This is a genomic window from Sphingomonas phoenicis (assembly GCF_047238005.1).
Taxonomy (GTDB): Bacteria; Pseudomonadota; Alphaproteobacteria; order Sphingomonadales; family Sphingomonadaceae; genus Sphingomonas.
The window spans coordinates 3,216,259-3,225,000 of the sequence record NZ_JBDFMC010000002.1 but is presented as its reverse complement, the minus strand read 5'-3'; the positions used below and the strand labels follow the sequence as shown (position 1 = coordinate 3,225,000).

At 68.7% G+C, this 8,742-nt stretch carries 10 protein-coding genes (1 of these 10 only partly in view); 2 read left to right on the top strand and 8 right to left on the bottom strand.

The annotated features are described in order from the left end of the window. From ABC319_RS16305 to hisS, 4 genes are all read right to left on the bottom strand, one after another. A protein-coding gene (locus ABC319_RS16305) for a DUF4167 domain-containing protein (protein WP_413071234.1) crosses the window boundary here: on the bottom strand, positions 1-941 show its 5' portion. The gene continues 46 nt to the left of window position 1, outside the view; 941 of the gene's 987 nt are visible here — the first part of the coding sequence; the start codon lies at positions 939-941; its stop codon lies beyond the left edge, outside the window. A 261-nt stretch (positions 942-1,202) separates the two neighbouring features. Continuing rightward, complete coding sequence (gene prmC / locus ABC319_RS16300) at positions 1,203-2,045, bottom strand: peptide chain release factor N(5)-glutamine methyltransferase (RefSeq protein ID WP_413071233.1); 843 nt, start codon at positions 2,043-2,045, stop codon at positions 1,203-1,205. Further along, complete coding sequence (gene prfA / locus ABC319_RS16295; RefSeq protein WP_413071232.1) at positions 2,038-3,117, bottom strand: peptide chain release factor 1; 1,080 nt, start codon at positions 3,115-3,117, stop codon at positions 2,038-2,040. Before prfA ends, prmC begins: the two co-directional genes overlap by 8 nt. Then, on the bottom strand, positions 3,114-4,391 hold the full coding sequence (gene hisS, locus ABC319_RS16290) for a histidine--tRNA ligase (RefSeq protein WP_413071231.1): 1,278 nt from the start codon (positions 4,389-4,391) through the stop codon (positions 3,114-3,116). The genes prfA and hisS overlap by 4 nt, the downstream gene beginning before the upstream one ends. Before the next feature lie 51 nt (positions 4,392-4,442). Between hisS and ABC319_RS16285 the strand changes: the two genes are divergently transcribed. Next, positions 4,443-5,087: a DUF1345 domain-containing protein gene (locus tag ABC319_RS16285; RefSeq protein WP_413071230.1), complete on the top strand. Its 645-nt coding sequence runs from the start codon at positions 4,443-4,445 to the stop codon at positions 5,085-5,087. Between the two features lie 170 nt (positions 5,088-5,257). Beyond that, positions 5,258-5,842 carry an inorganic diphosphatase gene (ppa, locus tag ABC319_RS16280; RefSeq protein ID WP_413071229.1) on the top strand — a complete coding sequence of 195 codons (585 nt, stop codon included), beginning with the start codon at positions 5,258-5,260 and terminating at the stop codon, positions 5,840-5,842. Positions 5,843-5,845: 3 nt separating this feature from the next. Here ppa and ABC319_RS16275 read toward each other — a convergent pair whose 3' ends face one another. From ABC319_RS16275 to ispG, 4 genes are read right to left on the bottom strand one after another with little or no spacing between them, the layout of a single operon-like run. Continuing rightward, the gene (locus ABC319_RS16275; protein WP_413071228.1) at positions 5,846-6,202 is read right to left on the bottom strand and encodes a TfoX/Sxy family protein; all 357 of its coding nucleotides are present in this window, start codon (positions 6,200-6,202) and stop codon (positions 5,846-5,848) included. Then, positions 6,199-6,669 carry a GNAT family N-acetyltransferase gene (locus ABC319_RS16270; protein WP_413071227.1) on the bottom strand — a complete coding sequence of 157 codons (471 nt, stop codon included), beginning with the start codon at positions 6,667-6,669 and terminating at the stop codon, positions 6,199-6,201. Before ABC319_RS16270 ends, ABC319_RS16275 begins: the two co-directional genes overlap by 4 nt. Beyond that, positions 6,666-7,556 (bottom strand): DMT family transporter, encoded by an 891-nt coding sequence (locus ABC319_RS16265; protein ID WP_413071226.1) that lies wholly within the window; start codon positions 7,554-7,556, stop codon positions 6,666-6,668. The genes ABC319_RS16270 and ABC319_RS16265 overlap by 4 nt, the downstream gene beginning before the upstream one ends. A 15-nt stretch (positions 7,557-7,571) precedes the next feature. Continuing rightward, the gene (gene ispG / locus ABC319_RS16260; protein ID WP_413071225.1) at positions 7,572-8,696 is read right to left on the bottom strand and encodes a flavodoxin-dependent (E)-4-hydroxy-3-methylbut-2-enyl-diphosphate synthase; all 1,125 of its coding nucleotides are present in this window, start codon (positions 8,694-8,696) and stop codon (positions 7,572-7,574) included. Positions 8,697-8,742 lie beyond the last annotated feature (46 nt).

Here is an 8,742-nt window from a genome sequence, read left to right as displayed (position 1 = left end):
CGGCGCGGCTTGGGCGCATCGGTGTCGCCGTCCGCGTCGTTGGCCGCCGTCGTTCCCAGCGACGGAGGAAGACGATCGGCCTCGAAGCCGTTCGACTCGGCAGCCGTCGTCTCGGTCGTGGGCGCGACAGCGGCATCGCGCCGGGGGCGACCGCGGCGGCGCGGTGCGGGCTCGACGCCCAGCGGACCGTCCGCTGCGATCACCGTGTCTGCTCGCGCCGCCAGATCCTCGCCCGGGGCGATAGGATCCGCACGGTGCTGACCGGCGATCTCGGTCTCCACCTCGACCGGGCGGGCGACACGCTCCTCGCGCTCCCATCGGCGCGGCCGCTCCTGGCGATCGCCATTGTGCCGATCGGCCCCCTGGCGATCGTTCGACGACCGTTCGCCGTTCTGGCGATCGTTGGATGACCGCTCGCCGTTCTGGCGATCGCCGTTGTAGCGGTCGCCGCCACGATCGTTCGCCTGCCGGTCACCCTGCTGCCGGTCACCCTGCTGCCGGTCACCCTGCTGCCGATCGTTCTGCTGGCGCGGTTCGCGATAGCCGTCCCGCTGCTGACGATCGCCGCGCGGCGCCTCCGCCTGCTCGCCGGCGCGGATCGGCTCGCCCTCGTCGCCGAAATCCTCGTCGCCGTCATTGTCGTCGAACTGCTGGCGACGCTGCGGCTGCTCCTCGAAGCGGCCGCGCTGATCGCTCAGCACGCGAAAATAATGATCGGCGAACTGGAGGTAATATTCGGTGTTCACGCGGTCGCCCTGCCGCTGCGCATCCGCCGCCATGTTCTTGTACTTCTCGTACAGCTGGCTGGCATTGCCGCGGGCGCGACTGTCGATCCGATTGCCGTTATCGCCACGTCCCTGCCCGCCCTGGCGCGGAGCGTTGCCGCCATTCCCGTTGCCACCACGGCCGCGACGGCGACCGGCCTGCCGATTATTGATCAAGCTGATAGTCCCTTCCAGACATTCGACGGTGCCATATGCAAAACGGGCTCCCGGCCACGTGGGCTCGCTACCCTGCCCGGCTGCGCGTCGGCGCCACCGGATCCGGAGCCGCCATATCGCGGCGACATCGGGTTTACGGGTGCGGGTCGCGGCCGGACATCATGTCCCAATACATGCTGTCGATGTCGCGTGCCCCGGTCCTTCCATAGCGACCGCAGGCATTGCCCGACAAGCGAAATATGGGTGTGTCGTCATACAGCTTCAACCGGCGTTGATCCATGTCGCCGCGATCACGCGCGCATGGCCCGCCAGATCGCGGTGCAACTCGGTCCTGAAACCCCGCTCGTCCAGCAGATGTCCGACCGCCGCCGCCTGATCGAAGCCGATCTCCAGCAGTACCAGCCCGTCGGGCGACAGCACGTCCCCCAGCATGGCGGCCAGCCGACGATAATCGTCCAGCCCGTCCGGCCCGGCGAACAGCGCGCCCGCCGGCTCGAATCCGCTCACTTCCTCGGGCAGCACCGCATCGGTCGCGACATACGGAGGGTTCGACACGACCAGATCGAACCGGCCGGCGATCGCCGTCGTCCAGTCCCCCTGCACCAGCTGCGCCCGCCCCCCGACCCGGGTCGCATTACGCTGCGCATAGCCGAGCGCCGCCGCCGATCGGTCGACCCCCAAACCACGCGCCGTCGGCCACACGTCGAGCAGCGCCAGCAACAACGTGCCCGGTCCCACGCCCAGATCCAGGATCGTCGCGGGTGGCCGCCCTGCCAGACGTGTCACGGCCGCCTCGACCAGCGTCTCGCTATCCGCTCGCGGCACCAGCGCACCGGGGCCGACCGCCAGGTCCAGCGTCCAGAATCCGCGCGTTCCGGTGATATAGGCGACCGGTTCATGTCGCGCGCGCCGCTCGACCAGCGCGGCGAAGCCCGGCGGTACCCGGCGATCGAGGTCGAGCAGCAGGGCGTTCCGCTCGATGCCCAGTGCGTGGGCGAGTAGCAGTTCCGCATCCATCCGCGCCGTGGGCGAGAACGCGAAGCGGGCCGCCGCCTCGTTCAGCGCCGATCGTGCCGACATGGTCGCGAACCGATCGTCAGCCATCCAGGCTGGCCAACCGCTCCGCCTCGTCCTCCGCGATCAGCGCGCCGACCAGTTCGTCCATCTCGCCGGTCATGATCTCCGGCAGGCGGTGCAGCGTCAGATTGATGCGATGGTCGGTCACCCGCCCCTGCGGAAAATTATACGTCCGGATCCGTTCCGAGCGGTCGCCGGACCCGACCATCGCCCGCCGGGTGCCCGATCGCTCCGCCGCCAGCCGCTCGCGTTCTGCCTCGTACAGCCGGGTGCGAAGCACTTTCAGCGCCTTGGCCTTGTTCTTGTGCTGCGACTTCTCGTCCTGCTGGATCACCACCAGACCGGTCGGCAGATGGGTGATGCGCACCGCCGAATCGGTGGTGTTGACCGATTGGCCGCCGGGCCCCGACGAGCGATAGACGTCGATGCGCAGGTCGCGGGCCTCGTCGATCTGCACGTCGACCTCCTCCGCCTCGGGCAGCACCGCGACGGTGGCGGCGGAGGTATGGATGCGCCCGCCGCTCTCGGTCGCCGGCACGCGCTGCACGCGGTGGACGCCGCTCTCGAACTTCAGCCGGGCGAACACGCCCTGCCCGGTCACGCTGGCGACCACTTCCTTGTACCCGCCCGCGTCGGAACTGCTGGCGGAGATCAGCTCGACGCGCCAGCCCTGCCGCTCGGCATAGCGCTGGTACATGCGGAACAGGTCGCCCGCGAACAGCGCCGCCTCGTCGCCGCCGGTGCCGGCACGGATCTCGAGCATGGCCGCCCGCTCGTCCGCCGCATCGCGCGGCAGCAGGGCGAGCGCGAGGCGATGATGCGCCTGCTCCAGCGCGCGGCCATTGTCGCGCAGCTCCTCGGCAGCCATGGCGCGCAGCTCGTCGTCGTCCGAGTCCTCGGCCATATAGGCCAGGCTCTCCGCCTCCTGGCGCAGCCGCCGCACCTCGCCCGCCGCCTGCGCGACCGGTTCAAGCTCGGCATATTCCTTCGACACCGCCACGAAGCGATCGCCGGGCAAGTCGCCGGTCGCCATCAGCGCCGACAGTTCGTCGCGCCGCGCCTCGATCTGCGCGATCCGGTCGGGTGAGATGGGCGTCATTCCCAATCGGCACCTTCCTGCAGATTGGCGTATTCACGCTTGTAGATCTGTTCGATACGGGCAGCGGCGTCGGATGATCGGAAAACCTGCATCCCATGAGTTCGATGTCCGTCACGCACATCCAGGGAAATGATGGCTTCGGCCCCCATCTTCTTTGCTTTGTCGAACCTTTTACGCGTGTTGCCCGTCACGATCAGTTCAACGGCTACTCCAGCCCGGCGCATTCGCGCCGCCAATCCGATGGACTCCAGTTCACGCTCTCTGGCCTCTGCAACAATAATCACAGGTCCATCATCCGACCGTAAAGCGTCAATCAGCATCGCCAGCCGCTCGACCCCCGCCGCCCAGCCGACCCCCGCCGTCGCCGGTCCGCCCAGCGATTCGATCAGTCCGTCATATCGTCCGCCCGCCAGTACCGTCCCCTGCGCGCCCAGCCGGTCGGTTACGAACTCGAACGCGGTGTGGCGGTAGTAATCCAGCCCCCGCACCAGCCGCGGGTTGCGTGTCCACGCCACGCCGGCGGCGTCCAGCCCCGCCGTGACCGCATCGAAGAAGGCCCGCGCCTCGTCCGTCAGGAACGCGTCGATGTCGGGCGCCGAGTCCGCCGCCGGCCGGTCGCGCGGATCCTTCGAATCGAGGATGCGCAGCGGGTTCTTCGCCAGCCGGACCACGCTGTCTTCCGACAGGTCGGCGCGATGCGCCTCGAAATGATCGACCAGCGCCTGCCGCCACGCGTCCCGCGTCTCGGCATCGCCCAGCGTGTTCAGCTGGAGCGTCACGCCCCCCTCTTCACCGGCTATGCCCAGTTCGCGCAGCAGCTGGTCGGCCAGCACCAGCAGCTCGACGTCCGCCGCCGGCTCGGGCGCGCCGATCACCTCGGCGTCGATCTGGTGGAACTGGCGATACCGTCCCTTTTGCGGCCGCTCGTACCGGAACACCGCGCCGCTGGTCGCCAGCTTCAACGGCGCATATTGCTGCCATCCCTCGGTCAGATAGGCGCGCGCGATCCCGGCGGTGAACTCGGGCCGCAGCGTCAGACTGTCGTTGCCGCGATCCGGAAAGGTGTACATCTCCTTCGACACGACGTCGGTCGTCTCGCCGATCGAGCGGGCGAACACCTCCGTCGCCTCGAACACCGGTATGTCGACGCGCTGGAAGCAATACAGCCCCCTCACCCGCTCGAACGTGGCGAGGACGTGCGCGAAGCGGCGCTGCTCGTCGCCGAAGATGTCCTGCGTGCCGCGCACGCGCTTGGGTGTTTCGATCCGTGCCATAGACGCGGCGGTCTCTAGGCGAGCGAGGGCCCAAGCGCTAGCACCCCTGCCATGACGGACCGAACATGGTGGGGCCTCGGGCGGCGGGTGGCACCACCGCGATTCGTGCTGTTCACGCTGGTGCTGGCGGGCGCCTTGCCCGCCGCTATCGCGTGGCTCGGCCGTGGACGGGGCATCATGGCGGCGTTCGACGGCGCCGCGGTCGTCTTTCTCCTGTCGCTGGCGCCGCTCCTTGCGCACGACGAACCGGCCCGCATGCGCCGGACGGCGCGCGACAACGATGCCAATCGCGCGGTGCTGCTCGGCTTCACCGCGCTCATCACCGTCGTCATCCTCGTCGCGGTCGCGGGGGAGTTGAAGGGTCGCAACGACGCGGCGACGATCGGTCTCGTCATCGCCACGCTGATCCTCGCCTGGTTGTTCTCGAACATCGTCTATGCGCTCCATTACGCCCATCTCTGGTATTCCGATGCGGATGGGCGCGATGCGGGTGGGCTGGACTTCCCGGGCAGCGACCCGACGCCGGACTATTGGGACTTCCTGTATTTCAGCTTCACGCTGGGGATGACCTTCCAGACATCGGACGTCACCATCGCCTCGCCCGGACTGCGCCGGGTGGTGCTGGGGCACAGCATGGCGGCTTTCGTGTTCAACCTGGGCGTTCTGGCGTTCACCGTGAACGTGATCGGCGGCTGAGTGGCTGCGTTGCGACGGATCGGACGTGATTCCGGGACGAAATCGCCACAGGACATCGACTAACCGCCGCGGTGCGGCTACCGGCAGCGACAAATCGCCGTAACGGCACGCTAACCGAAGGCCGTTATCCGGTCGGATCGGCCGGCGACGCCAACACTACAGGGGAAATGATGCGTATCGACCTGATTCCGGTGGGCAAGAATGCGCCCGACGACCTGAACGTCATTATCGAGGTGCCGACCGGCGGCGAGCCCGTGAAGTATGAATTCGACAAGGCCAGCGGCGCGCTGTTCGTCGATCGCATCCTCCACACGCCGATGCGGTATCCGGCCAATTACGGCTTCGTACCCCACACCCTGTCGCCGGACGGCGATCCGCTCGACGCGCTGGTCATCGCCCGCTCGCCCTTCATCCCGGGCTGCGTCGTCCGCGCACGCCCGATCGCCGTCCTGAACCTTGAGGACGAGGCCGGCGGCGACGAGAAGCTGGTTTGCGTGCCGGTGGACGCCGTGTTCCCCTATTACTCGAACGTCGGCGGTCGCGGCGACGTGCCGGAAATCGTGTTCGAGCAGATCGAGCACTTCTTCACCCACTACAAGGACCTGGAGAAGAAGAAGTGGGTCCGGGTCGGCAAATGGGGCGATGCGGACGAGGCGCGCCGCATCACCATGGAGGCGATCGACCGCTACAACGCCGCCAAGGCGGAGGGCGACGAGCCCCATGATTCGCCCGAGGTCGCCGGCCGCGAAGCCTGACGTTCATCGCCGCCGGGTCGCCTTCTTGGCCGCGGCCCGGCGGCCCGCCTCGATGGCCAGCCCTGCCCATTCGCGGAATGCCTCGTCATCGTCCAGGCACGCGTCGGGCGCGCGGCGATAGTTCATGGTGGCGACCGTTCCGTCCTTGCGCGGATAGGTGAACCGCTCCGCCTCGACCGCGTCCCATGCCGCATCGCTTGCGACATCGGCCTTGAACCACAGCGAATCGAGCGCGACGATCGCATAGGCGATGCCGTCGCAGTACAGGGTGGCACCGCCCATCATGCGGCGGAATGACGGCGCACCCAGCGGCGTGACCGCCTCCGCCGCCCACTCGACCAGTCCCATGTCGACGCTCACCGCCCCGCCAGCCTTCCCAGCGCATCGCCGCTGACCCGCTGGACCGTCCACTCCTCCTGTCCGACGGCACCCATCGCACGATAGAATGCGATCGCATCGGCATTCCAGTCCAGCACCGACCATTCGAACCGCGCGCAGCCGCGATCCACCGCGATCCCGGCCAGGTGCCTCAGCAGCGCCGCTCCCACGCCCGCGCCCCGCGCCTCGGGCGTCACGTACAGATCCTCCAGATACAGCCCGCGCCGCCCTTCCCATGTCGAGAAATTGTGGAAGAACAAGGCGAAGCCGACGGGCTCGCCCGCGCGCTCGGCGATCACCGCCTCCGCCGCCGGCTGTTCGCCGAACAGCGCCGCGGTCAGCATCGCCTCGGTCGCGGTGACCGCATCGGGCTCCCGCTCGAACGCTGCCAGATCACGGACGAAGCGCAGGATCGTGCCGACATCGGCCGGCCTGGCTGGACGGATCACGCGGCAAGCTCCGTTGGCGGTATGGCGGGCCGGCGCACCGCGACCAGGCAGCCGCCGATGATCAGCACGGCGCCGGCGACGGTGTACGGCGACACCCGCTCCCCGAACGCCAGCCATCCGAACAGCGCCGCCCAGGCGAAGGCGGTATATTCGACCGGCGCCAGCACCTGCGCCTCGGCATGCCGGTACGCCCAGGCCAGCGCCACCGCAGATGCCGATCCCAGCACGCCGGTCAGCACGATCATCGGCACCTGCCCGGCCGCCGGCACCTCCGCGAACCACGGCGCCCCCGCGAGCAGCAGCATGCCCAGCACGATGCTGGTGAACAGCGCCACCTCCAGCGGGTCGGCGATCTGCGCCTGCCGCCGCAACAGGATCAGGCTGCCGGCATACAGGAACGAGGCGATCAGGATCGCGACGCTGCCCAGCACCGCCTGTTCGGAGGCCCGCGCCTGTACCTGCCCGGCAGCGATCGCCAGCACGCCCAGACTCGCGATCAGCGAGCCGCCGACCGCCGCCCGCCTGATCCGCTCGCCCAGCATCGCGCCCGCCAGGAACAGCGCGATCAGCGGCGCCAGAAAGGTCAGCGCCACGCCCTGCGCCATCGGCACACGCACCAGCCCCCAGAAGAACAGGATGACCGACGCACCCGCGATCGCGCCGCGCGCCACGTGCAGCGCAAGCGCCGGCCTGCCCGGCCAACGCCCGCCTCGCATCAGATGGATCGGCGCCAACATCGCCACGCCGGCGATCGAGCGCCACAATACCGCACTATACGCGCCGCTCGCGAGCGAGAGGCCCTTCATCGCAGTGTCCATCGCCGCATAGCTGCCGATCCCGGCCGCCGCCACGCACAGCGCCACGCTGGAGGACACGGGTCTGCTCATCGGGCTGCCATCCGCCTACGCGGCGGCGACCAGCCGCGCCTGATCCGCCGCCTCGATCTCGGCGGCCTTCGCCTCGACCAGGCGGACGATGTGCTCGATCATCCCCTCGTCCTGCACGTGATGGTCTGTCACGCCGGACAGGTACACCATATGCTTGCCGTTGCCGCCGCCGGTGATGCCGATATCGGTCTCGCGCGCCTCGCCGGGGCCGTTGACGACGCAGCCCAGCACGCTCAGCGACATCGGCGTGCGGATATGGACCAGCCGCTCCTCCAGCGCCTGCACGGTGCGGATCACGTCGAACCCCTGCCGTGCGCAGCTGGGGCAGGACACCACGCGAACGCCGCGGTTGCGGATGCCCAGCGCCTTCAGGATCTCGAAGCCGACGCGCACTTCCTCCTCGGGCTCCGCCGACAGCGAGACGCGGATCGTGTCGCCGATGCCGTACCAGAGCAGGCTGCCCATCCCGATCGCGCTCTTCACCGTGCCGCCGACGAAGCCGCCCGCCTCGGTGATGCCCAGGTGCAGCGGGCAATCGACCTGCTCGGCCAGCTGCTGGTACGCCGCCACCGCCAGGAACAGGTCCGACGCCTTCACCGCGACCTTGTACTCGTGGAAATCGTGGTCCTGCAGCAGCTTGATATGGTCTAGCGCCGATTCGACGAGCGCATCGGGGCACGGCTCGCCATATTTCTCCAGCAGGTGCTTCTCCAGCGATCCGCCGTTCACGCCGATCCGGATCGCGCAGCCATTGGCCTTCGCCGCCCGGACGACCTCCGCCACCCGCGCCGAGGATCCGATGTTGCCGGGATTGATGCGCAGGCAGGCCGCACCCGCGTCCGCCGCCTCGAGCGCGCGCTTGTAGTGGAAATGGATGTCCGCGACGATCGGCACCCGCGCCGCGCGCACGATCCTGCCGAGCGCAGCGGTGCTCTCTACATCGGGGCACGAGACGCGGACGATATCGGCGCCCGCCTCCTCGCAGCGACGGATCTGGTCGATCGTCGCGACCGCGTCGCTGGTCGGCGTGTTGGTCATCGTCTGCACGGTGACGGGCGCATCGCCGCCGACGGGAACGTTGCCGACCATGATCTGGCGGCAGGGGCGGCGCGCGATATCGCGCCAGGGCCTGATAGACATGACGCCTCTATACCCTTCTCGCGTGACAACAGGAAGACCGTGGCGG